The sequence below is a fragment of the Neobacillus nitrireducens genome (assembly GCF_030915405.1).
Lineage (GTDB): Bacteria > Bacillota > Bacilli > Bacillales > Cytobacillaceae > Neobacillus.
Genome location: NZ_CP133262.1, coordinates 18123 through 43130 on the forward strand (window position 1 = coordinate 18123; position 25008 = coordinate 43130).

General features: G+C 40.9%; 15 protein-coding genes, 3 rRNA genes and 1 pseudogene. 16 read left to right on the forward strand and 3 right to left on the reverse strand.

Annotation, left to right across the window (positions count from 1 at the left end; translation table 11 throughout):
- Positions 1-47: 47 nt before the first annotated feature.
- A complete protein-coding gene (locus RCG22_RS00130; protein WP_308105176.1) occupies positions 48-782 on the forward strand; it encodes a CBS domain-containing protein in 735 nt (244 codons plus the stop codon).
- A gap of 149 nt (positions 783-931) precedes the next feature.
- On the opposite strand, the gene RCG22_RS00135 is transcribed toward RCG22_RS00130, so the two are convergent.
- Complete coding sequence (locus tag RCG22_RS00135) at positions 932-1666, reverse strand: hypothetical protein (protein WP_308105177.1); 735 nt, start codon at positions 1664-1666, stop codon at positions 932-934.
- 160 nt (positions 1667-1826) lie between these two features.
- Between RCG22_RS00135 and RCG22_RS00140 the strand changes: the two genes are divergently transcribed.
- The 4 genes from RCG22_RS00140 to RCG22_RS00155 all read left to right on the forward strand — a co-directional run bounded on the left by RCG22_RS00140 (position 1827) and on the right by RCG22_RS00155 (position 9315).
- Positions 1827-4793 (forward strand): PD-(D/E)XK nuclease family protein, encoded by a 2967-nt coding sequence (locus RCG22_RS00140; protein ID WP_308105178.1) that lies wholly within the window; start codon positions 1827-1829, stop codon positions 4791-4793.
- The gene (locus RCG22_RS00145) at positions 4786-7992 is read left to right on the forward strand and encodes a UvrD-helicase domain-containing protein (protein WP_308105179.1); all 3207 of its coding nucleotides are present in this window, start codon (positions 4786-4788) and stop codon (positions 7990-7992) included. The genes RCG22_RS00140 and RCG22_RS00145 overlap by 8 nt, the downstream gene beginning before the upstream one ends.
- A gap of 96 nt (positions 7993-8088) precedes the next feature.
- A complete protein-coding gene (locus RCG22_RS00150; RefSeq protein ID WP_308105180.1) occupies positions 8089-8811 on the forward strand; it encodes a DsbA family oxidoreductase in 723 nt (240 codons plus the stop codon).
- Positions 8812-8946: 135 nt separating this feature from the next.
- Positions 8947-9315 carry a hypothetical protein gene (locus tag RCG22_RS00155; RefSeq protein ID WP_308105181.1) on the forward strand — a complete coding sequence of 123 codons (369 nt, stop codon included), beginning with the start codon at positions 8947-8949 and terminating at the stop codon, positions 9313-9315.
- Between the two features lie 14 nt (positions 9316-9329).
- On the opposite strand, the pseudogene RCG22_RS25360 reads toward RCG22_RS00155, so the two are convergent.
- Positions 9330-9404 (reverse strand): annotated as a pseudogene (locus tag RCG22_RS25360) (hypothetical protein); the annotation flags it as partial.
- 204 nt (positions 9405-9608) lie between these two features.
- Here RCG22_RS25360 and RCG22_RS00160 point away from each other — a divergent pair.
- Entirely contained in the window at positions 9609-10700 is a 1092-nt protein-coding gene (locus tag RCG22_RS00160) for a CotH kinase family protein (RefSeq protein WP_308105182.1), read from the forward strand.
- A gap of 33 nt (positions 10701-10733) precedes the next feature.
- Here the strand turns inward: RCG22_RS00160 and sda are convergent, their stop codons facing one another.
- Positions 10734-10877 carry a sporulation histidine kinase inhibitor Sda gene (gene sda / locus RCG22_RS00165; protein WP_308105183.1) on the reverse strand — a complete coding sequence of 48 codons (144 nt, stop codon included), beginning with the start codon at positions 10875-10877 and terminating at the stop codon, positions 10734-10736.
- 404 nt (positions 10878-11281) lie between these two features.
- Here sda and RCG22_RS00170 point away from each other — a divergent pair, with 404 nt between their 5' ends.
- The 10 genes from RCG22_RS00170 (at position 11282) to rrf (ending at position 24830) form a co-directional block, all read left to right on the forward strand.
- Positions 11282-13390 carry a sensor domain-containing protein gene (locus RCG22_RS00170; protein ID WP_308105184.1) on the forward strand — a complete coding sequence of 703 codons (2109 nt, stop codon included), beginning with the start codon at positions 11282-11284 and terminating at the stop codon, positions 13388-13390.
- 180 nt (positions 13391-13570) lie between these two features.
- Positions 13571-14227 carry a PIG-L deacetylase family protein gene (locus tag RCG22_RS00175; RefSeq protein WP_308105185.1) on the forward strand — a complete coding sequence of 219 codons (657 nt, stop codon included), beginning with the start codon at positions 13571-13573 and terminating at the stop codon, positions 14225-14227.
- Positions 14224-15543 (forward strand): glycosyltransferase family 4 protein, encoded by a 1320-nt coding sequence (locus RCG22_RS00180; RefSeq protein ID WP_308105186.1) that lies wholly within the window; start codon positions 14224-14226, stop codon positions 15541-15543. The genes RCG22_RS00175 and RCG22_RS00180 overlap by 4 nt, the downstream gene beginning before the upstream one ends.
- A gap of 15 nt (positions 15544-15558) precedes the next feature.
- Positions 15559-16737 (forward strand): carboxylate--amine ligase, encoded by a 1179-nt coding sequence (locus tag RCG22_RS00185; RefSeq protein WP_308105187.1) that lies wholly within the window; start codon positions 15559-15561, stop codon positions 16735-16737.
- Between the two features lie 31 nt (positions 16738-16768).
- On the forward strand, positions 16769-17842 hold the full coding sequence (locus RCG22_RS00190) for a phosphotransferase (protein WP_308105188.1): 1074 nt from the start codon (positions 16769-16771) through the stop codon (positions 17840-17842).
- 96 nt (positions 17843-17938) lie between these two features.
- On the forward strand, positions 17939-18853 hold the full coding sequence (locus RCG22_RS00195) for an NAD-dependent epimerase/dehydratase family protein (RefSeq protein WP_308105189.1): 915 nt from the start codon (positions 17939-17941) through the stop codon (positions 18851-18853).
- Between the two features lie 46 nt (positions 18854-18899).
- Entirely contained in the window at positions 18900-19481 is a 582-nt protein-coding gene (locus RCG22_RS00200) for a protein kinase family protein (RefSeq protein ID WP_308105190.1), read from the forward strand.
- A 411-nt stretch (positions 19482-19892) separates the two neighbouring features.
- Positions 19893-21492, forward strand: a 16S ribosomal RNA gene (locus RCG22_RS00205).
- Positions 21493-21700: 208 nt separating this feature from the next.
- Positions 21701-24637, forward strand: a 23S ribosomal RNA gene (locus RCG22_RS00210).
- Between the two features lie 76 nt (positions 24638-24713).
- A 5S ribosomal RNA gene (rrf, locus tag RCG22_RS00215) occupies positions 24714-24830 on the forward strand.
- The 16S, 23S and 5S rRNA genes sit together here, the layout of an rRNA operon.
- Positions 24831-25008 lie beyond the last annotated feature (178 nt).

Here is a 25008-nt window from a genome sequence, read left to right on the forward strand (position 1 = left end):
TTTACTATAAATATAATGATAAAAGGGTTATGCCATGGGAGAGACAAATGAATATGAATATAAATAAAAAACAGGGACAGTTATTATCTGAACGGTTTGAGGTAGCTTTTAACCAAGTGCACGATGCATTAAGGGATATCGTCCAAATTAATGATGAAAGATTCGTCGTTCTCGTAAAGGTTGGGGCAAAGAAATATCAAATCATTGAAACATATAAAAAGGACCTGGAGCAATATGCCAGGCTGCGAAATGCGATTGTGCATGAGAAAATGGAAATTGGCTTTTATATTGCTGAGCCCAATGCGAAAGTCGTTTCTCATATTGAAAAAATCGCCAATGTCTTCAGTCGTCCTAATTATGCCCTGTCAATTGCCACAAAAAATGTGGTGTACTTTGATTACCGTGACAGCATTTTAAAAGTAACGGCCGCCATTAAAGAACACGGATATTCGAAGTTTCCAATCTATAAAAACAAGAAGTGTGTTGGCTTACTCACAGCAAGTTCGATTGTGAAATGGATGGCGCAGAATATGGTAAACAGTTCTGTTAATCTTTCCGATATCCATGTGTCCGATATCATGACCTACGAGAAGGAACATCCGATTGAAATCGTCGCAAAAGATATTAATATTTTTGAAGTGGAAAATATTTTTGATAAAGCACATAAAAAGAAGCGGAAAATAGAAGGTGTCATTATTACTGAACACGGAAGAGCGGATGAGTCCCCACTTGGGATAATTACAGCTTGGGATCTTATTCAAATTGATTACACGGTAGACTAATTTATTGATAAAAATGTTATCAATAAATTTACAAGAAGTCGGAAAAACCGTATATGATGGACTCCTAAAGTTCTCCTGCCATGGAGAACTTTTATTTTAGAAAAACAACAAGCATACCGCTCAGGCATGCTTGTTGTTTCTAATTTTGCTTAAAATTCAAATTCGCTTAATTGGTCCATATGGGAGGCAATCATAGCGATAATGGTGGTTGCTTCTTCTTTACTAAAAATAAAATGGGACTCATCCTTGATTAATTCATCGTCCGTCGTCCAAATTCGGTTGATCCGCTTGAGAACACCGTCCCCAGTAGCTTGCACCAATCCAAATTGATAGGTTACTTCGACTTCGTCTTCATGTTTGAAGGCCGTTACTTCAGGGGTAGACCAATCCACATCAATTTCCTCAAAGATGTCGTCACTATTAACTTGTGCTGCCTCGTAATACTCTTCATCCTCATCATCTTCCACATAAACAGTTTCGACCTCATTATCCTCATCATCTTCATCAGAGAACTCAGTAGTCTGAAGATAGACGCCATCATCTGTATAGTGATCGTCACCGTTCATGTAATCATGAAGGCTGGCGTGAACTTCCTCGATAATGTCTTCTATGTCTGAAAGGATGACCTTCGCAGTATGCCCGCTGTCAACATCGAAGGTATCGATGTAAAATTCCTCGTTTTGCGGATCAAAGAACAGCGAGCAGAAGTAATCTCGCTCTAATTCTTCGGTATCAACATCTGCGGTATCGACATAAAACTCGATCCTTGGATGTTTGGCGGCTCTCTCAACTGTCATTTGACCGACCTGATCGTATTCTTCACAAATAGACTCCAGGTGTTCTTGTAGTTCTCCACATACTCTGTCAAACCATTCTAACGACATCAAACATCCCATCCTTTCAAAGTTAATCGAGGTTATTATTACCAACTTTGAAAAAAATATGTTTTTTCTAACAACATGGAAGGAATAACAAATAGGAAACTAGAACAGAGTGAATAGGTAAACATATTTTATGCTTCTACTTAAAGATTGGAGGGATCCCATGAAATCCTTAATATATGAACTAAATCAAATCTGCACTAATTTTCCCTTAAAAGAAAAAATTGTGATTGTTGATTCTCATTCCATCGGGGAACAAATCAATGAAACTTTTGTTAAGGCAGGTTATCAAGCCATTAATCTCAAGTATAAAACGGTGAATGACCTTGCCCAAACAGTTGTTGACTTGAATTCAGATCAACCGCAAAATATCTTAGATCAGACAGTGGGTGCTCATTTTACCTACAATCTTCTTAAAGAGTTGAAAAACCAAGAGAAGCTTCGTTACTTTGCGGGAATGGAAATAACGCCTGCCTTTAGTCATGCGATAGATACAACGATTCAAACCTTACGATTAGCCGGCTATACAAAGGATACTTTGAAAAAGAATGCATTTATTAACCCTGACAAAGCGGAGGATATTTATGAGATTCTTGCTGAATATGAAAATACCTTAAGTATTCATCAATTTACTGACAAGGCGGGATTAATAAATAAGGCACTGGTAGCCACTCAAATCGAGGATAAGGGAGTTTTTATTTTACAATCCGGTCTAAACCTATCACACCTGGAAGATAAATTCCTAAGAAAAATCATCCCTGAGTCCGCTTATAAACTGCCGCTTGCACCGGTATTGGGAATCAATCCTCCTGAACGGTCAAGCATCAGTTCGGTTTCTTGGGGTCAGCCGGCTCCGCTCAGTTATCTCTATCAACAGGAGGAAGCAATCGGGGAGCCGAACTTGGAGCTTTTTACTGCGAAGACAGAAGAAATGGAAGTTAAACAAATCTTAGAAAAAATAAAAGAGACCAATACATCATTAGATGAGAGTGTTGTTTACTATACAAACGCTGATGCCTACATAACCGTGGTTTACCACCTGTCCCAAAAGTTAGATCTGCCCATTACTTTTGGTGAAGGACTGCCCGTTTCATTTAGCCGCCCGGGACGTTTGGTTTCCGGATTAATTAGTTGGATTCAGTCTAACTATAGTGTACAAACCTTTCTTGATTTGCTGAATGAAGGATTAATTGAATTTGGTGAAGGTGCACCTTCTAAAGCTAAAATTTCACGAGTACTTCGGGATTTACAGATTGGCTGGTCACAAGAACGGTACCTAACGCACCTCGACCTTGAAATCGAACGTTTAGGCGATAAACTTATACAAGCAGAAGAAACATCTATCTATGAAACCAGGTTAAAGGAAATTTCGTGGTTGAGGCAGTGGTATGCTGACCTTTTTAAAAAACTGCCTCCGTTAAATCCAACCATGAATTATAAAAAATCATTAACTGGAATCACCTATCTTCTTAAAAATAACTGTAAAACAAGTTCATCTCTTGATGAAATGGCCAAGTCTGCCCTATTGGAGGAAATCGAGAGGATTCTCCCCTTTGCAGATGAATCGTTATCAAGCTACGATTTGTTTGAAAAGGTGAAAGATCTTTTGTTAACTGTTCAAATGAATCAATCGGGTCCAAAGCCAGGTCATCTCCATGTTTCTTCGTATAAGAGAGGTATTTATAATAGCCGGGCGCATTTATTTTTTGTAGGCTTGGATAACAAGAAGTTTCCAGGCAATGCAAGTGAAGATCCGCTCTTGCTTGATACAGAGCGAATTCAATTAGGGAACGGATTGCCATTACTTCGTGAAAAAGGTCAAGAAAACTTGTATACAATGTTACAAGCTCTGGCAAATTCAACCGGTCATGTCACGGTCAGTTACTGTAATTTTGATATGAATAATAATCGGGTGGTTAACCCGGCATTTGTTGTTTTGCAAGGCTACCGCTTAATCACCGGCAATAAAGATGCTGATTTTGAAGCATTAAAATCACTGCCGTCATCAATCATCGCGAATGATATTTTTGAAGATAAAGACTATTGGAATGAAAAATTAACCAATGATCGTGCGCAGCGGCTAAAGGAAGGGATTTTAAACCATTTTAACAATATTAAACTAGGAATCACTGCGGAAACTGCACGAAATACTAGAAATTACACGGAATTTGATGGGCTGATTCAGATTGATGTCGAAGAGTATGATCCTCGCAGAAATCAGGATAAACGTTTGAGTGCAGGTAAGCTTGAAACACTCGCTAAGTGTCCGTATTCCTATTTTTTAAAAGAGGTTCTAAAAGTTAGGAGCGTAGAGGATGTTTCGTTTGATGCAAACAAATGGCTCGATGCCGCAACCCGAGGAAGCTTGCTTCACGGTATTTTTGAAAACTTTTACAAAAAATTAACACTAGATCATGCCAAGCCTTCCTATACCGATCATTTGGATCTCATTTTAGGAATGGCACAAGGTTTAATCGATGAACAAATAGAAGTTTTGCCTCCCCCAAATGATAGAGTCTATCAACGTGAACGGACGGATATCTTAGCTTGCTGTGAGATCTTTCTAAAAGAAGAAGAGCTTTATAGCGAAAATTACCAACCGCTTCATTTCGAGTATTCATTTGGGATTGGTGAAAAGGATCCAGCAATCATTACTCTTCCATCAGGAGATGTAAGAATTTCCGGGATTATTGATCGTGTCGATCAATCCAAGGACGGTAAATACCATATCATTGACTATAAAACAGGGAGCACGTACGGTTATTCTAAGAATGCAGCCTTTAAAGGCGGACGGCAGCTCCAGCACATGATTTATGCCATGGCCATCGAACAGCATTTAAATCTTGGCGAGGGCGCAGTCGAGGAAAGTTCGTATTATTTTCCGACCCAAAAAGGATTGGCCCAAAGGTTTACGAGGAAGCAGGATAGGATGCTCCGAACCAATGGCTTAGATATTTTAGAAAAACTAATTGATGCTGTGAAACATGGTCATTTTGAAATGACCGATGATGTGAATGATTGTAAATTCTGTGAGTTTAAGCTAGTTTGCCGTCGCCATTTTTATGATAAAGAAACCCTGGAAATGAAGCAGTCGAATCAGAAGCTAAAGGGGGTTAGAGCCTATGACTAAGGAAATTCTCGATCAAGCGGCCCGGGATAAAATTAAATCACAGCTCAGGACAAATTTTTTAGTAGAAGCGGGTGCCGGCTCCGGTAAAACGACAAGTTTAGTCGATCGAATGGTTAACCTCATTTATACAGGAACCGCGCAAATTCAGGAAATCGTCGCGATCACTTTTACGCGAAAGGCGGCCGATGAGCTAAAGGTCCGTTTTCAAGCGCGATTAGAAGAAGTGTGGAAGAATGAAAAGGATCTTGATGTCGAATTCCGTCTCGGAGAAGCTCTGCAAAATATAGAACGCTGCTTTTTAGGAACGGTCCATGCCTTTTGTGCCAAGCTTCTGCGGGAGCGTCCAATCGAAGCGAATTTAGATTTAACCTTTACAGAGCTTGAGGAAGCCGATGACATCGACATTTTAGAAGAAGCTTGGCAGCGTTATTTACAAACCGCAATGGACGAAGAAGCTCATCATTTTGAAATCATTGAAGAATTAGGTATATCGGTTGACAACCTACTCCCTTGGTTAAAAGGGTTAAAGGAATATTCTGATGTGGAATGGGTGACAGAAACGCGGCCGAAACCGGAGCTGCTTGCGGATTATCAATCCTTCATGCTCCTCATCAAAGAAGCAAAAAAATCTGTTCCAGAGGAGGAGCCTCCGAAGGGATTCGACAGCTTACAGAAGGCGATTTTAACCGCAGTTCAAAAAGAAAAGTTCATCAATCCTGCGAAGGAAAAGGATATCATTAGCATTTTAGAATTATTTGATAAGAATTTAAAACCAACTTATAATCGCTGGCCATCTAAAGAAGATGCAAAATTTTATGAAGAGAAAATCACAGCAGTGTTTGAAGTATCGATTAAACCGCTTATTCAAGCATGGAAAGAATATTGTCATCCGAAAATTATTCATTTTCTAAAAGAAGCAGTTCAGGCTTATCAACATTTAAAAAGCGAGCGATCCCTGCTAAACTTTCAAGATTTAATGATTCATACATCCGTGTTGCTAAAAGGTAATCCAGAAGTTCGCGCCTATTTCCAAGCAAAATACCGCTATCTACTCGTCGATGAGTTTCAGGACACCGACCCGATTCAGGCTGAAATCATGTTTTATTTAACGAGTGAAGATATTTTTGAAAAAACATGGACCAGATGCAAACCGAAAGCGGGTTCGCTCTTTGTGGTGGGCGATCCTAAACAAGCCATTTACCGTTTCCGCCGCGCAGATATTGATACATATAACCGCGTGAAACAGTTAATTGAGGAACATGGCGGCGAAATGTTGCAATTGACGACCAATTTCCGGTCACTTGACACGGTGACAAAAGAATTAAATAAGGTTTTTCAGAAGCACTTACCAGAAGTGGAGTCTGATTACCAAGCAGCCTATCGCCCGTTAATCGCCTATCATGAGGACACTGGCGCTGGTTTTACGGGTATCAAGCGTTTATCTGTCCCTTCCGATTATAAAAAGAAGGAAGAAGTCATCTTAATTGATGCGGAAAACATCGCTCGTTCGATTCAACATCTTATCGGGCAAGGGCACCAAGTAAAGGATTTCATGGTGCTGACGAGGTATACTGATGGTGTCGCTGTCTATGCGAAAACAATCGAGGACATGGGCATCCCTGTTAGTATTAGTGGGGAAGTAATCCTAGGTGAAACTAGGGAATTCCAAGATTTATGGATCCTCTTAAAGTCATACTTGGATACTACCGATGAAGTGGGCTTCATTGCCGTGTTACGCGGGATTTTCTTCGGAATGAGTGATCAAGAACTATATCAATGGAGACAAGCTGGTGGGAGATTTTCCATTTACGCCAATACCCCTCCTGAAATTTCGACTGTGGTGATTGATAAATTTAGGTTAGCATTGGATAAATTACAGGGTTTCCAAAAGCTTATTCGCTCACTTTCACCAACCGCAGCAATTGAACGAATCATTGAAGAAGTAGGTTTCTATCCATTACTTTTGAAAAATGGCCGCAATAAACGAACATATAAAAGCCTGCTGCAAATGCTTGAAGCCCTTCGTAAACAAGTGGCAGCGGGGAAGACCACCTATAAACAAGTGATGGAAATGCTGACTGAGCTGATTTTTGAAAAAACAGTTGTTGCAAACTTGGAAGAAGAGGCAGATGCGGTTCGGATTATGAATATTCATAAAGCAAAAGGACTCGAAGCACCGATTGTCTTTTTAGCTCATCCAGCCAAATCCGTCAGTCCTGAATCCTTTTTATCACAGCATATTAAACGGGAGGACCATATTTCAAAGGGCTACTTTACGTTTACCATAAAGAACGGCTATTCAGATAAAGAAATTGCCATTCCACTTGAGTGGGAAACACATAAGGCTGAGGAACTGGAGTACCTCACGGAAGAAGAGCTGCGAATCATTTATGTTGCGGCTACCCGTGCCGAACAGGCCCTTATCATTAGTTCTCACACTGGCAATAAGAAAAACCCTTGGAACATCCTTTTTGAAATGGATGATTTCGAGGAGATAGAACTTCCAGAGGTAGAACCATTTGTTGACCATTCAATAACAGAGGAGCTTACTTTTTCAGAATTTCAAGCTAGAACGGTTAGTAAAAATGTCTGGCTGGAACAAAGTAAAGTAAAAACGTTTGAACATTGGTCCCCAACCAAGGATAAGGATTATTCTGAGGTGATTACAATTGAACGGGAATCGGGCGGCGGAAAGGATTGGGGAACGCTGATTCATGATGTCTTTGAAAAAGCTGTGCAGGACCATGACCTCTCCAATTATATAAAGGCCGCTTTAAACAAATATCATCTTTCAAATGATAGAGAAAAAGAAGTAAGGTCTTATCTGGAAAACTTGCAAACTTCACCCCTTTGGGAGGAGTTAATGGCAGCTGATGAACTTCTGACAGAAGTTCCTTTTACGTTAAAAGTTAAAAAGGGGCAAGCTCTTTATTCATTAATTACTAAAAACCCTGAAGCTAATCATCCCTTCTATGTCAAAGGAACGATTGATCTCATCTATAAAAAGAATGGCACCTGGACGATTGTTGATTATAAAACAGACCGTGCTAAACAGGTTGAAGACTATGAAAAGCTCCAAGTATTCTATCGCAGTCAATTGTCCTTTTATAAGCATGCCTGGGAGGAGTTATCTAAAGAAACAGTCAGTAAAGAATTACTTTACTTTCTTGAACCAAATAAAATAATGGCTACCGAGTGAGCGATTATTCTAACCAATTCCTCATGAGCAACTTTGAATAGTTTTCACTTACCATGTGATACTATATAAATTAACTGAAGAGAATGAGGTGTCGACATGAAAATTGAAGTTTGGTCAGATTATGTATGTCCGTTTTGTTATATTGGAAAACGCCGATTAGAATTGGCGTTAGACCAATTTCCTTATAAGGATCAAGTAGAAGTAGAATTCAAAAGCTTTGAACTTGACCCTAACTCTCCCCAAAAGATGGATCTAAGCATCCACGAAGTATTAGCCCAAAAATATGGGATGACTATTGAAAAAGCGAAGGAAGCAAATCAAGGAGTGGGGCAGCAGGCAGCTACGGTAGGGTTGACTTTCAATTTTGATGAGATGAAGCCGACCAATACGTTTGATGCGCATCGCTTGGCTAAATTTGCAAAGACTCAAGGGAAGGATCCGGTTGTTTCCGAAAAGTTATTGAATGCCTATTTTACAGAATCGAAACATATTGGTGAGTTTGAAACATTGGCCGACATTGCCGAAGCGGCAGGATTAAATCGCCAAGAAGTATTGAAAGTTCTTCATGATAAAAATGCGTATGCGAGTGAAGTTCGCAAGGATGAATCCCTTGCGCAGCAGTATGGTGTTCGCGGTGTACCATACTTTGTCATTAATCAAAAATATGCGATTTCCGGTGCCCAACCGATAGAAACATTTATAGGGGCGCTGCAAAAAGTCTGGGAGGAAGAGTCTCCTGCTCCCGTGCTGCAAGATCTATCGACCGAAGAAGATGTTAGTTGCGCGGATGGCAATTGTGCGATTCCTGAAAAAAAATAGACGTTTGTCCTTAAAAACGAATGGGCAAGGAAACTATGTTTCCTTGCCCATTCGTTTTTTTAAAGATTTTATTAGCGTCTGCGGACTCTCAAATTCCACATGTTGCCGTTTTTCCAACAACGGTTGACTATAGTATTGGGACTAGAACCTCTACGCCATCCAGTCCATCTGCAGCGTCTTGATGTTCTTCTTCTTGAAGTATTACGTCGAGAAGTATTACGGTTTCTAGAAGTATTACGGTTTCTAGAAGTATTACGGTTTCTAGAAGTATTACGGTTTCTAGAAGTATTACGGTTTCTAGAAGTATTACGGTTTCTAGAAGTATTACGGTTTCTAGAAGTGTTACGGTTTCTAGAAGTGTTACGGTTTCTAGAAGTGTTACGGTTTCTAGAAGTATTACGGTTTCTAGAAGTATTCCGTCTAGATGTGTTCCTACGTGATGTCATCTGCTGTCTTGAAGTTCTTCTTCGGGATGTTCTTCTTCGTGTTGTGCGACGATCATGACCGGGATCGCGGAACATAAAGCCCCAGAAATCACCTTGTCTTACTTCATCGGCTGCTATTTGAATATCTTCCGCTGAAAAATCGCTCATAGTAACTTAGCACCTCCTTTAAGCTTGAAAAGGGAGCAAGATCACTAATTGACCTATTTGTCCAAGTAACTCACTCTTCTTCTACTAAATTACGTGTGTTCCGGTACATTTGAATAAGAAAAAAGCCTACTAGAGAAAAAAAGCTGTCCATGAGGGACCTCCAACCTTTGATTTTCATACGAATATAGGAAGGAGGAATAAAAAATGGACGAGGCTGAACTATTACCGCAATACAAACTCTTTATTAGACCAGTCGACCTGCGGGAGCTGAGAAGGGACATTTGGATTGATGATCCGATTCCTGCCCAGTTAACGATTGAAGGGAAACGGCTCGAAATCGATGTTGCCTATCGAGGATCCCACATTCGCGACTTTCCGAAAAAGTCTTATCAGGTCTCCTTCTACAAACCTAAAAAGTTTAAAGGTTCCAAACAGATACACTTGAACGCCGAATTTAAGGATCCCTCATTAATTAGAAACAAACTTTCCTTTGATTTTTTTGCTGATCTTGGCGTATTATCGCCTCAATCGCGTCATATATTTTTAATTCAAAATGGAAAAGCTGAAGGGGTTTATTTGGAAATTGAAAGTGTTGATGAGAATTTCCTAGCCAGGAGGGGCATGCCGAACGGAAGCATTTATTATGCCGTTGACGGTGATGCAAATTTTTCACTGATGAGTGATCTAGACAAGGAAACCAAAAAATCACTTCAATTGGGTTATAAAAGAATAGTTGGCGGGCGGGAAGAAGATTTTTACTTACAGGAATTTATTTTTAACATTAATACGTTTTCAAAAAATGAATTCGAAAAAGAAATTCACAAATTTGTTGATATCGATAAATATCTCCGCTGGATGGCCGGAGTTATTTTCACATCAAATTATGATGGTTTCGTTCATAACTATGCCCTTTACAGGAATGGAGAAACACGCCTTTTTGAGATTATACCTTGGGACTATGATGCGACATGGGGCCGGGATGTCAATGGGAAAACGATGGAGCCTGATTATGTACCGATTGATGGATTTAATACATTAACCGCACGCCTTTTATATGTAGATTCCTTTCGTAAGCAATACCGATTGCTCCTTGAGGATATAATGGATCAGTATTTTACAGTAGACCATATGATTCCGAAGGTTGAAAAACTAACAAAATTAATTCGTCCGTTTGTTATTCAGGATCCATATAAAAAACAAGATATAGATCTATTTGACAGGGAAGTATCAGTTATTGCAAATTATATCGAGGAAAGAAGAAAGTACTTATCTAGGAAATTAGCCATACTGGATTAAAAAAAACCATCCGAATCCGAATGGTCTAGAGGCTTAGTTAATAGTTTCATGAATTAATTTTCTATGACTAATTTCAGTTAGTAATAAATGAATAAAGTCAGTGCAAAGTTCTAGGCGGATGGCTTCGTGGTAGGCATCAATTAAAACAGTATCTTGTAGCTTCTGCAGTGATTTCAAAACTATATCCCTCGTTTTTTAAGATTTCTATGACTATCTTAAAATAAATTTAACCTTTTTGGGGGTATAATGATGAAATTCCACAAAAAGTTCAAACCTAGGAAAAAAATTTATCCATTGTGATTTTTTTACTTGTATCTATGCAAAAACAGTATTCATGAAAAAGTAAACGAGATTTTTATTGATCACGGAAAAACTGCACTAGTCAAGTCAGATAATGCCTTGAAGAAGGCTTTCAGTAAATAATCCTTGAATAAAAACTCCGGTTTTAGAAAGCATATGCGTAATGCATATGTTTTTTTGATTTTTTACGGGTATTATTAATATCGAATGGTGAAGCTATTTTCGGAGGTTTGTCATGTATGCAATATTTTTCCTTTCATATTTCTATTTATTCAACTGTGGTGCTAATAAGTATACTGGTGATCATTTTGTTTATCACTGCAATATTTGTTCGAAAAGTTTTTCGACAGTCCGAGGAACTGCAACTAAATGAGCAATATTACAAATCATTATTTGATCAAAATCCAGACATCATCATAACTTTTGATTTAGCTGGGAATTTTTTAAATGTTAATAAAGCTGTGTCATTATTTGGGTACACGGTAGAAGAACTTATCCATAAATCATTTATTCCGTTATTAATCCCTCCGGATGTCGAACAAACAGTGGCAAATTTCCGGAAAGCAGTTTCAGGGGTGGTTACCACCTATGAGTGTGCTATTTTTGATAAGGACGGGAATCAAAAGGAAATCCTTGCAACAAATATCCCTATCTACGTAAAAAATAAGATCGTTGGTGTTTACGGAATCATAAAAGATATTACTGTGCATAAAAATGCGGAAAAAAGCTTAAGAGAGGCTGAGGAAAAATACAGAAGCTTAGTAGAAAATTCTTTAGTTGGCGTTTATATTTTTCAAAAAGAAAAATTAGTTTATGTAAATCCACGTCTATGTCAAATGACTGGTTATAGTGAAGAGGAGCTCTCTACATTGAACTTATCCGATCTTATCTATCCCGATGACCTCCAAATTGTAGCCTGGAAATTAGTTAAATTAGGTTCAAAGGAAGAGTCTTCCATTACATATCAATATCGGATCATCCGCAAAGATAAAAGGGTGTTAACGTTAGAAATTTATGGGTCAATTATCGATTATCATGGGCAAGCTGCTGTTATCGGAACAGTTATTGATGTATCAGAAAGAATTAAAACAGAAAAAATGATTAAGCATATGGCCTATCATGATCAACTAACCGGCCTCCCAAATAGATATTTTTTAAAAGAAAAACTTAATGGTTTGGTAGAAAGCGCGAAGGCAAAGCATGAAAATTTCGCCCTATTGTTTCTTGATTTGGATCGTTTTAAAGCGGTCAATGACACGTTTGGACATGAAATCGGCGACAAATTCCTTGTTGAGATTACCGAAAAGTTAAATCGTCTAATAGATGATCATGATACCATTGCCAGATATGGAGGGGATGAATTTACGATTCTCCTTGCCAATTCAAATGAAAAAAGGGCTTGTGAAGTCGCACAAGCCATTATTACCAATTTATCTGTGCCATTTTATCAAACCCATAATGAGATATTGGTTACGCCAAGTATCGGAATTAGTATCTTCCCTGAACACGGTGAATCCTTCGATATGCTTGTAAAAAATGCTGATCGGGCAATGTATTTTGCCAAGAGCCTTGGAAAAAATAACTATCAACTGTTTAGTGATGATTTAAAAGAAAAAAACCAACATGAATTAGAATTGGAAATTTGCTTACGTAAAGCATTAAAAAGAAACGAATTTTTATTATACTATCAGCCCCAAATAAATCTTGAAACCAATCAAATGATTGGGGCAGAAGCATTGATCCGTTGGAACCACCCGGAAAGAGGATTAATTCCTCCTTCCGAATTTATCGGGCTGGCCGAAGAAACCGGGTTGATTATTCCAATCGGTGAATGGGTAATCCGGACTGCCTGTCAGCAAATGATGAAATGGCAGGCAGATGGATTACCGCGACTAAGGATCGCCGTAAACATTTCTGCAAAACAATTTACGCAAACGAATTTGCCTGATTTGTTACGTAAAGTTTTACATGAAACAGGACTAGAACCGAAATACTTAGAGATTGAAATTACTGAAAGTATGACGATGGATGTGGAATCGACCATCTCAACGCTACTTGAGCTTAAAGAAATTGGTGTATTAATAAGTATTGATGACTTTGGTACAGGGTATAGTTCGCTTAATTATCTTAAGCGATTTCCGATTGATAAATTAAAAATCGATCAGTCATTTATCCGTGAGTGTACGAGTGACCTAAATGATCAAACCATTATTAAGACCATCATTCTAATGGCGCATTTATTAAAACTTCAATTGATCGCAGAGGGGGTCGAAACGAAAGACCAAGCAAACTTTCTTCTTCAACAGGGATGTCTTGAAGCCCAAGGATATTATTTTAGTCAACCAATACCAGTTGAGGACTTTGAAGAAAAATTAATCCAGCAAATGTAAACATATGCGAACTGCATATGTTTTTTTTATAAGGTTATATCTATGTATGAAAGCTGATTCCAACAAATACAAGCTTTAAGTCACCCATTTTTCCATTTTAAGCAGATTGTCCATATCCACTTTAATTTATATTCATATAATTACAAGAATACTATTTTTAAATGGAGTTGAGATGATTTAATGAGTGAGAATGTATTAGTGATTGCCGCTCATCCTGATGATGAAATTCTTGGGAGCGGCGGAACCATTAAAAAGTTAATTAATCATGGCTATAAGGTAATTACTGTTATTTCTGCTAAAGGACGGAAGGAGGAAGAAAGTCGGATCCAGCCATTAATGGTGCAAGCAAACAAACATTTAGGTGTGGAGGAGGTCCTATTTTTGGAATTCCCCAATCTATTGATGGAAACGATTCCGCTTGTTGAAATCAACAAATCAATCGAAGAACTTTTGGACAGGTATAATCCTGCAATGATTTTCACCCATCATTATGGTGACACCAACAGAGACCACCAAATTTTGTTTCAGGCAGTGTTAACAGCTGCTCGGCCGTTACCCGGAAAAAAACCCGTTGAGATTCTTTGTTTTGAAACGGTTTCTTCTAGTGAATGGAGCCAGCATACGAATGATAAAGAATTTAAACCCAATTATTTTGTGGATATTACAGATACCATCGACGACAAGCTCAAATCACTTCACCATTATGATGTAGAAATGAGACCTTTTCCACATCCTCGTTCCTATGACGGAGTAAAATATTTAGCCAGGGTAAGGGGAATGACTGTTGGGGTAGAATATGCGGAAGCATTTGAAATCATAAGGAAGGTCTGGAAATGATGGATGAAAACCATAATGCCTACCATTTTATTCCGAATCTTTTTCCTCACCTAAACACTGCAATGGATCAATTTTATGGGGTCAATCAAACATTTGACGAAGGACAATTAATTGAATGGGAGCAAATCCAGCAAATTCATTTAGAACCAATCGAAAACAAAAAAATGAAGATTTTAATTACAACGTTTTGGGATTATCCATTTATCGGTGGTTTGCAAAACTATATCACCTCACTTAAAGACGGTTTGGAAAATTTAGGACATAGTGTCAATGTAATCGCACCAAACCATTTTCCTGCCGATGAAATGGAGACATTACGCGATAACTACTCCGAGGAATTCACCCAATTTTTTAACAAACGTTATGGCAGCTGTAATCCAAAGATCCTGCATAATATCAGCAAAATGTACAGTTTTTATATGATGCTAAAAAATATTGATCTAGCGGAATATGATATTATTCACGCACAAGATCGTTATACTGCTAATGTAATAAGTGCACTTAACCAGTATAATCAAATACCTCTTTTATTCACTCCTCATGGATTTATGACCCAAAACAGACTAAAGTTTAACCTGATGGAAAAGGGTTCGGTTGAGGAAATCTATTTTTCAGCGATTGATAGTCAAGCGGTCAAAAATGCCAATCATTTAATCATCCTTTGTGATGTCTTTCGCCCGATTCTAAAAAATTTAGGCGCGGAGGAAGATAAAATGACCACTGTATATACCGGGATTGATTTTGGAGAATGGAATATTCAAAAGGAAGCAAAGAAAAGCGAGAGCAAAACGGTGATTACTTGTGTCTCACGCCTTCGTCCCCGTAAAGGACATAAGTACTTATTTAAAGCCCTGGCTCTTATTAAAGACAAGTTGAAAAATGTAGAAGTTCGGATTGTAGGTGATGGGGAGATGAAAAAAACGCTTAAGAAACAGGTTAGTGAGTTGAAATTAAAAAACGTAACATTCTTAGGAAGCAGAGATGACATACCTAAATTGTTAAGTGAATCAGACATTTTTGTACATCCAACCACTAGTGATACGCTGCCCATCTCAATAATCGAGGCAATGTTTATGAATCAGGCAATTCTTACGACGAATTGTGGTGGTATTCCGGAAATCATTAATGATAACTTTTCAGGATTTATCGTTGAACCAGCTAACCCAAAACAACTTGCTGAAAAGTTATCGCTCCTTTTGAGAAAAAAATCACTAAGGAATGAATTAGCAGGCAATGCACAGGCGTTTGCTCAACAACATTTAACCGTAAGTAGCATGACCAAAAAGATTGAAGAAATCTATCTATCATTAGTATGAAAGGAGGAAAAGTGTATGCGACATGATGTTCCTGCCGTTGTACTTGACCTAAGTGCAACGGGAATAGGTATTGTGCGGAGTTTAGCGAAAAAAGGGATAAAGGTATATGCATATGATACGAAAGGAAAATATGAAATCGGTAAAACTCGGTTTGCCACATGTGGAAGTTGCCCGAATCCAGTCAGTGAAGGACCTGCATTAATTCTATTTCTCACCAGACTGGCACAAAAATTAGGACAAAAGGTAGTCCTGTATGCTGGGTCTGATGACTTTGTTCAGTTTATTTCAAAAAACAGGTTTGTCCTTTCACATTACTATAAGTTTCTATTACCTAATCACACGCTTGTTGAAGCCGTATTAGATAAAAGATTAACGTATGAATTAGCCATAAAATCAAATGTGCCATGCCCAAAAACCTACGCGATAAATAACGAAGAGCAGTTCGAACAAATCATCCATCAAATTACCTTCCCGTGCATATTAAAACCAGTTTATTCTTCTCATTTCCGCTCAAATATCGATCATCGTCTTTATAAAAAAGCCATCGTGGTAGCACAACCTTCCCAATTGAGAGAGGAGTACCTATTTTATCGGCCATTCGGTGAACTAATGATCCAGGAAGTTATCCCTGGGGATGAGGATTGTATTTATTCCGTCAAAACCTTTTTTGACGAGAAGATGAATTTAATTGGCTTGTGGATGAATCAAAAATTACATCAATTTCCCCCTCACTTTGGATCCACTGCTCTTGCCTTAAGTATTAGGGACGAAGAAGTCATTCAACTCGCCACAACCTTTCTAAAAGATATTCAATTCAAAGGTTTGGCAATTGCCGAATTTAAACGGGACCCAAGAGATGGGAAACTGAAATTTATTGAAATCAATTCAAGGATAGGATTAACTCAAGCGTTATCAATGGCTTGTGGGGTTAATTTGGCTTACTTGTATTATTTATCGCTTACCGGGCAGAATCCAACACCAGTGACAAAGCAAAAGGAAGGGGTCAAATGGGTTTACCTTGTCCGTGATTTTCTTTCCTTTCGCCAAAAACAAAGAAATGGTGAAATGACGTTAATGGAGTGGATAAAGAGCTTATCTGGAAAAAAGGTTGAGGCTCTTTTTGCTTGGAATGACCCGCTTCCATTTGTTCGAAGTTTTGTTTCCCATATGCGAAATTTATGGGGGAGAAAGTAAGAAATGATAAAAGCGGGAGGGAATTTTTTATTTGAATAGTTTAGAAGAGATCATTAAATGTTGGAAACAATTTGATTGGGAAAAGAAGCTAGGAAATGTACTTGGCAAAAAGGTTAATTTAGTGGAAGAAAGTATCGAATGCCTCAAAAACACACGCGAAAAGACAAGTATTTGGAAGATGGTTCTTTCAGATGGGAAGGAGTTCGATCCCATCGTGCTTAAAATATATAAACTGCCGCTGAAAGAAAATCATAGACTGGAAATAAATATGTATCAAAAAGCCTATAACATTTATCACGAGTTTATGCCGCAATTGTATTGGCTTGAACCGCTTGTAAATGGTAATGAAACATGGATGTTCACCGAATGTTTGAAGCCACTAAGAGGTCAAATCAAATTAGCTCCCCATCATTTAGAACGAATTATCCCCACAGTGGCAAAATTTCATTCCATAACTTTTGATAAAAAATTTTTGCAACATGCCGATCTTTTTGACAACTCACTTCCCCATTTTGATTCTGAGCAGAAAGTAAAGGAGCGGACTAAAGCAATCAAAAAAGCAAAGGAGAACCTGGATCTGGCAATGAAAGATCCTAACTTAAGAGAATTGGTGGCGCCAAGGTATAAAATCATCAAGAAAATACTAAAAAAAGGCCCCGTTTTTTTTTCGGAAATAACGGAATCCGGACAATGTCTCATCCATGGCGATCTCCATGTCCACAATATTTGCTGTGAGAATGCCAATGATGCGGAGGAGAATTGGAAAGTCTCTTTGATAGATTGGGAGTCTGCGAAACATTATCCATGTTGGTATGATTTGGTTGTTCTAGTCGAATTATTAATTGATTTTCGCTCGGATTGGCAAAAGAGGGAGGAAGAGATTCGAAGTCAATGTGTACAGCTTTATTGTCAAGAAATGCTGAAATATGGAATAACCTTCAGTGAGGATCCACTGAAACTTCTAAAAAAGGCGTATTTACAGAGAACCCTGGAAAAAAAGCTCTCCAGTCATCTGCAAAAGGTGTTGGATGGAGGAAATAGCACGCTTTTAAAAAGATATCTAGAGAAAATAGAAGTTTGGGGAAAAGAACTCGATTTATATTAGAGCAGCCCCATAAACTAAATACTACAAAGGGGTTTGATAAATGAGAAAGAATGTATGGTATGTCACGATACTTATTGTTGAAGGTTGTGTATACCCATGAAGGTAATGGTAACGGGGGGAGCCGGATTCATTGGCTCCCATGTCGTTGATCTATTGACTCAATTTGGTCATGAAACGTTGGTTGTAGATAATTTGTTGTCAGGTAAAAGGGAATTTGTTTCCCCAAAAGCCCGTTTCTTTGAAGTAGACATTACATCCCCACAAATAACAAAGGTATTTGAAGTTGAAAAACCGGATGTGGTTATTCATCTTGCCGCTCAAGTGGATGTGGCCCATTCTATAAAGGATCCAGTCGGGGATGCGCACCAAAATATTCTTGGGACGATTCGTTTACTTGAATGCTGCCATAGGTTCAATGTGAAAAAATTTATATTTTCCTCCTCGTGTGCCGTTTACGGAGAAAAAGACGATTGCAGTATAAAGGAGACTTTCCCCATTCAGCCCCAATCCTTTTATGGTATTTCTAAATATACTTCAGAATTGTACATTCAAATATTTAACACACTTCATAACATTCCATTCACTATTCTAAGATATGCCAATGTTTATGGCCCCCGCCAAACTTCAAAAGGAGAAGGGGGAGTGATTTCTATATTTTTCAAGAATGTCCTTAATGGTGAAACTTCATTTATTTTTGGAGATGGTGAACAGACAAGGGATTTTGTGTATGTGAAAGATGTTGCGTTGGCCAATGTGCTTTCGATTGAAAATGGAACAAATGAAATCTTTAATATTGGATGTAATTCAAAAACGAGCATTAATGAGCTTTATCAGATAATCACCTCACTTGCTTCAATTAATATTCCTTCCCATCCCATGCCCGCACGCAAGGGAGATATTCGCTACAGTCGATTAGATCCTACGAAAGCTGCGAATCTGTTGGGTTGGAATCCGGTCTATGATCTGCAGGCAGGATTAGATGAAACCTTAAAATTTTATAAAGGTTCGTAAAATGCTAGCGGATTTGAAGATATATCAAAATAGAAGGAGAGTAGAAATGAAAGATTTTGAAAAAATAGTGGCCAAGAATAAAGGCACAGTAACCATTCAAGACCTGAGCGGCTACAAAATGCTTGGGAAGGGTGCAGATGGATCCGTCTTTCAATTGACACCTGAGAAGTGTGTCAAAGTTTTTGTAAATGAAGACACACGAAAAAAAGAATTAGCTGCACTGCAATTAGGACAATCTTCACCTATTATTCCTGTATTATATGAATCTGGTGCAAACTATATAGTGATGGAATTCGTGAAAGGATATAATCTTAAGCATCACCTAAGAAAAGAGAAAAAACTTTCAGAAGAAATCGTTGGAAAAATATTATCGATGCTGGATGAAATGAAAGCTGTGGGTTTTACAAGATTAGATATTGAAGTTCGCCATATTTTTTTCGATGAACTTTGGGAAATAAAAGTAATCGACCTCAAAAGAGCATTTATTACGGACAGGTCTGTCCCTGCCAAATTGTTAACTGGATTAAAAAAACTTGGATTCTTGAAAGAGTTTTTGGATCATGTATCTAGGCTGAGTCCAGCCAAATATGAGGAATGGAAAAACCTGGTGAATGAAAAAGATAATTAGGTTCAATGGGGGGCATGAATCACTGCCCTTTTTTTCTTTAATGTAAAAACGGAAAAATTATCTTATTGAATTATAGTAATATAGATGGTATTCTTGGAAAGTTCCTTTTTAAAAGGTCAAATGTGATTAGAAAAATAATTGTTGACCTGAGCGAAGGAATGGTAGTATAATAGTTTTTGTCGCTTACGAGCGATAAAGAAATTGTTCTTTGAAAACTAAACAAACAAAATCGTGCAAACATACAAAAATTATTAGTTTCAGAAATGAAGCTAAGCCAACGTAACAAATGAGCTAATCAACTTTTCCGCGTATTAACGAGCAGTAATATCCTATCGGATAAACTGCTCGTAAATACCCGATTGATTCGACTAACCATCACAGGGTAAAGCATCCTGTGATGGAAGTCTCATCTTATTGGAGAGTTTGATCCTGGCTCAGGACGAACGCTGGCGGCGTGCCTAATACATGCAAGTCGAGCGAATTTGGAGGAAGCTTGCTTCCTCCCTGTTAGCGGCGGACGGGTGAGTAACACGTGGGCAACCTGCCTGTAAGACTGGGATAACACCGGGAAACCGGTGCTAATACCGGATAATCCTTTTCCTCTCATGAGGGAAAGCTGAAAGTCGGTTTCGGCTGACACTTACAGATGGGCCCGCGGCGCATTAGCTAGTTGGTGAGGTAACGGCTCACCAAGGCGACGATGCGTAGCCGACCTGAGAGGGTGATCGGCCACACTGGGACTGAGACACGGCCCAGACTCCTACGGGAGGCAGCAGTAGGGAATCTTCCACAATGGACGAAAGTCTGATGGAGCAACGCCGCGTGAGCGATGAAGGCCTTCGGGTCGTAAAGCTCTGTTGTTGGGGAAGAACAAGTACCGGAGTAACTGCCGGTACCTTGACGGTACCTAACCAGAAAGCCACGGCTAACTACGTGCCAGCAGCCGCGGTAATACGTAGGTGGCAAGCGTTGTCCGGAATTATTGGGCGTAAAGCGCGCGCAGGCGGTCCTTTAAGTCTGATGTGAAAGCCCACGGCTCAACCGTGGAGGGTCATTGGAAACTGGGGGACTTGAGTGCAGAAGAGGAAAGCGGAATTCCACGTGTAGCGGTGAAATGCGTAGAGATGTGGAGGAACACCAGTGGCGAAGGCGGCTTTCTGGTCTGTAACTGACGCTGAGGCGCGAAAGCGTGGGGAGCAAACAGGATTAGATACCCTGGTAGTCCACGCCGTAAACGATGAGTGCTAAGTGTTAGGGGGTTTCCGCCCCTTAGTGCTGCAGCTAACGCATTAAGCACTCCGCCTGGGGAGTACGGCCGCAAGGCTGAAACTCAAAGGAATTGACGGGGGCCCGCACAAGCGGTGGAGCATGTGGTTTAATTCGAAGCAACGCGAAGAACCTTACCAGGTCTTGACATCCTCTGACACTCCTAGAGATAGGACGTTCCCCTTCGGGGGACAGAGTGACAGGTGGTGCATGGTTGTCGTCAGCTCGTGTCGTGAGATGTTGGGTTAAGTCCCGCAACGAGCGCAACCCTTGATCTTAGTTGCCAGCATTTAGTTGGGCACTCTAAGGTGACTGCCGGTGACAAACCGGAGGAAGGTGGGGATGACGTCAAATCATCATGCCCCTTATGACCTGGGCTACACACGTGCTACAATGGATGGTACAAAGGGCTGCAAGACCGCGAGGTTTAGCCAATCCCATAAAACCATTCTCAGTTCGGATTGCAGGCTGCAACTCGCCTGCATGAAGCCGGAATCGCTAGTAATCGCGGATCAGCATGCCGCGGTGAATACGTTCCCGGGCCTTGTACACACCGCCCGTCACACCACGAGAGTTTGTAACACCCGAAGTCGGTGGGGTAACCTGGGACAAAACTTAACCTCTTATTAAATTATAGGAAGTTAAGTTTTGTCCTAGGAGCCAGCCGCCTAAGGTGGGACAGATGATTGGGGTGAAGTCGTAACAAGGTAGCCGTATCGGAAGGTGCGGCTGGATCACCTCCTTTCTAAGGATAAAGCTGGACCTGTGAGCCAGACAAAACAGTTTGTTTGTAACGCGATCTTTGTTTGTTTAGTTTTGAGAGTACAATCTCTCAAAGCTTTTTTTAATCGTTCTTTGAAAACTAGATAATCGTAAGAAGAAGCAAAGTAAACATCGAGTAATCGCCATTTTAGATTTTCTCTCTTATGTAAGTAAGAGTTATAAACCTTTTAGGTTAAGTTAGAAAGGGCGCACGGTGAATGCCTTGGCACTAGGAGCCGATGAAGGACGGGACTAACACCGATATGCTTCGGGGAGCTGTAAGTAAGCTTTGATCCGGAGATTTCCGAATGGGGGAACCCACTGTTCGTAATGGAACAGTATCTTTACCTGAATACATAGGGTATGGAAGGCATACCCGGGGAACTGAAACATCTAAGTACCCGGAGGAAGAGAAAGCAAACGCGATTCCCTGAGTAGCGGCGAGCGAAACGGGACATAGCCCAAACCAAGAGGCTTGCCTCTTGGGGTTGTAGGACACTCAACATGGAGTTACAAAGGAACGGGGTAGATGAAGCGGCCTGGAAAGGTCCGTCATAGAAGGTAAAAACCCTGTAGTTGAAACTTCGTTCCCTCCTGAGTGGATCCTGAGTACGGCCGGACACGAGAAATCCGGTCGGAAGCAGGGAGGACCATCTCCCAAGGCTAAATACTCCCTAGTGACCGATAGTGAACCAGTACCGTGAGGGAAAGGTGAAAAGCACCCCGGAAGGGGAGTGAAATAGTTCCTGAAACCGTGTGCCTACAAGTAGTTAGAGCCCGTTAATGGGTAATAGCGTGCCTTTTGTAGAATGAACCGGCGAGTTACGATCCCATGCAAGGTTAAGTTGAAAAGACGGAGCCGCAGCGAAAGCGAGTCTGAATAGGGCGTATGAGTATGTGGTCGTAGACCCGAAACCAGGTGATCTACCCATGTCCAGGGTGAAGTCCAGGTAACACTGGATGGAGGCCCGAACCCACGCACGTTGAAAAGTGCGGGGATGAGGTGTGGGTAGCGGAGAAATTCCAATCGAACTTGGAGATAGCTGGTTCTCTCCGAAATAGCTTTAGGGCTAGCCTCACGTAGTAAGAGTCTTGGAGGTAGAGCACTGTTTGGACTAGGGGCCCTCATCGGGTTACCGAATTCAGACAAACTCCGAATGCCAAAGACTTATCCGTGGGAGTCAGACTGCGAGTGATAAGATCCGTAGTCAAAAGGGAAACAGCCCAGACCACCAGCTAAGGTCCCAAAGTATACGTTAAGTGGAAAAGGATGTGGAGTTGTTTAGACAACCAGGATGTTGGCTTAGAAGCAGCCACCATTTAAAGAGTGCGTAATAGCTCACTGGTCGAATGACTCTGCGCCGAAAATGTACCGGGGCTAAACGTATCACCGAAGCTGTGGATTGACATCTTAGATGTCAGTGGTAGGAGAGCGTTCTAAGGGCGTTGAAGCTAGACCGTAAGGACTGGTGGAGCGCTTAGAAGTGAGAATGCCGGTATGAGTAGCGAAAGATGAGTGAGAATCTCATCCACCGAATGCCTAAGGTTTCCTGAGGAAGGCTCGTCCGCTCAGGGTTAGTCGGGACCTAAGCCGAGGCCGAAAGGCGTAGGCGATGGACAACAGGTTGATATTCCTGTACCACCTCTTTATCGTTTGAGCAATGGGGGGACGCAGGAGGATAGGGTAAGCGCGCTGTTGGATATGCGCGTCTAAGCAGTTAGGCTGAGAAGTAGGCAAATCCGCTTCTCACATAAGGCTGAGCTGTGATAGCGAGGGAAATTTAGTACCGAAGTTCCTGATTCCACACTGCCAAGAAAAGCCTCTAGCGAGATAAATGGTGCCCGTACCGCAAACCGACACAGGTAGGCGAGGAGAGAATCCTAAGGTGAGCGAGAGAACTCTCGTTAAGGAACTCGGCAAAATGACCCCGTAACTTCGGGAGAAGGGGTGCTTTTTGAGGTGAATAGCCTCGAAGAGCCGCAGTGAATAGGCCCAGGCGACTGTTTAGCAAAAACACAGGTCTCTGCGAAGCCGCAAGGCGAAGTATAGGGGCTGACGCCTGCCCGGTGCTGGAAGGTTAAGAGGAGGGGTTAGCGCAAGCGAAGCTCTGAATCGAAGCCCCAGTAAACGGCGGCCGTAACTATAACGGTCCTAAGGTAGCGAAATTCCTTGTCGGGTAAGTTCCGACCCGCACGAAAGGCGTAACGATCTGGGCACTGTCTCAACGAGAGACTCGGTGAAATTATAGTACCTGTGAAGATGCAGGTTACCCGCGACAGGACGGAAAGACCCCGTGGAGCTTTACTGTAGCCTGATATTGAATTTTGGTACAGCTTGTACAGGATAGGTAGGAGCCTGAGAAGCCGGAGCGCTAGCTTCGGTGGAGGCGTCGGTGGGATACTACCCTGGCTGTATTGAAATTCTAACCCGCACCCCTAATCGGGGTGGGAGACAGTGTCAGGTGGGCAGTTTGACTGGGGCGGTCGCCTCCTAAAGAGTAACGGAGGCGCCCAAAGGTTCCCTCAGAATGGTTGGAAATCATTCGCAGAGTGTAAAGGCACAAGGGAGCTTGACTGCGAGACCTACAAGTCGAGCAGGGACGAAAGTCGGGCTTAGTGATCCGGTGGTTCCGCATGGAAGGGCCATCGCTCAACGGATAAAAGCTACCCCGGGGATAACAGGCTTATCTCCCCCAAGAGTCCACATCGACGGGGAGGTTTGGCACCTCGATGTCGGCTCATCGCATCCTGGGGCTGTAGTCGGTCCCAAGGGTTGGGCTGTTCGCCCATTAAAGCGGTACGCGAGCTGGGTTCAGAACGTCGTGAGACAGTTCGGTCCCTATCCGTCGTGGGCGCAGGAAATTTGAGAGGAGCTGTCCTTAGTACGAGAGGACCGGGATGGACGCACCGCTGGTGTACCAGTTGTTCTGCCAAGGGCATCGCTGGGTAGCTATGTGCGGACGGGATAAGTGCTGAAAGCATCTAAGCATGAAGCCCCCCTCAAGATGAGATTTCCCATAGCTCTAAGCTAGTAAGAACCCTGAAAGATGATCAGGTTGATAGGTCAGAGGTGGAAGCGTGGTAACATGTGGAGCTGACTGATACTAATCGTTCGAGGACTTAACCAATTTTAAAAGCGAACTCGTTTTTACAAACTTCTTCTGCATTATCTAGTTTTGAGAGAACGATCTCTCAAGTAAATAGTCTGGCAGCAATGGCGAGAAGGTCACACCCGTTCCCATACCGAACACGGAAGTTAAGCTTCTCAGCGCCGATGGTAGTTGGGACACGCGTCCCTGTGAGAGTAGGACGTTGCCAGGCACAGTTAAAAGACAACCTGAAAAGGTTGTTTTTTTATGCGAAGAAAAAGATTTATTGTTTTATAGTCAGTTGTATATCGTGCTGTAAACAGAGAAGTAAGTATGAAATATAGTTCTAGGTATTACAGTGCCCGTGGAAGACCGGTCACAAAAAAAGGCAATGAATTCAAAGAATCATC